This window comes from Pseudomonas sp. TH37 (assembly GCF_016650735.1).
Lineage (GTDB): Bacteria > Pseudomonadota > Gammaproteobacteria > Pseudomonadales > Pseudomonadaceae > Aquipseudomonas > Aquipseudomonas farris.
On sequence record NZ_JAEKFD010000026.1, the window covers coordinates 1 to 847 of the forward strand.

The 847-nt window shown below is 63.0% G+C and carries 1 protein-coding gene; it reads left to right on the forward strand.

Annotated features, from left to right (window positions below):
- Positions 1 to 847: immunoglobulin-like domain-containing protein (locus JFU11_RS27920; protein ID WP_201062762.1), on the forward strand; the 847-nt coding region annotated here is incomplete at both ends.

Genomic DNA, 847 nt, shown 5'->3' on the forward strand with positions numbered 1-847 from the left:
CCAGACCATCACCATCCCGGTCGGCTCGAGCAGCGCCAGTGTCAACTTCACCGCGCCGAACGATGCTCTAGCCGGCGGTGGTTCGCTGAGCGTGAAGATCGACGACGCCAAGGGTGGCAACTACGAGAAGCTGGAAGTTGACAGCAAGTCGGCCGACACCTCGGTTACCGACACTCCTGATACAACCACCCTCAGCCTGAGCGCTACTGACTCGGTCGCTGAAGGCGGCTCCATCGTTTACACCGCGACCTTGACCAACGCCGCCGGGACTCCGGTCACCGTCACGTTGAGCAACGGCGCCGTGATCACCATCGCCGCTGGCGCGACCACCGGCAGCGTGACTGTCGACGCACCGAAGGACGACGTCTACAAAGACGCCGGCCAGGTCGAAGTCACCATCAAGGATGCCGCTGGCGGCAACTTCGAAAACCTGGCCACCAGCCCAGCGGCTGCGGTCACCGATGTGACCGACACTCTCGACACCTCGACCGTGAACCTGACCGCGACGTCTACCGTCGCTGAGGGCGGGACCGTGGTTTACACCGCGTCCGTCAGCGCACCGGTCACCGGTTCGCCAGTCGTTGTCACCCTGTCCAACGGCCAGACCATCACCATCCCGGTCGGGTCGAGCAGCGCCAGCGTCAATTTCACTGCGCCAAACGATGCGCTGGCCGGTGGTAACTCCCTGAGCGTCAAGATCGACGATGCCAAGGGCGGAAACTACGAGAAACTGGAAGTTGACGGCAAGTCGGCGGATACCTCGGTGACCGATACCCAGGACACCACCAACCTGTCGCTGACCGCGACCGGTGCCGTAGATGAAGGCGGACAGATCACCTACACGGCA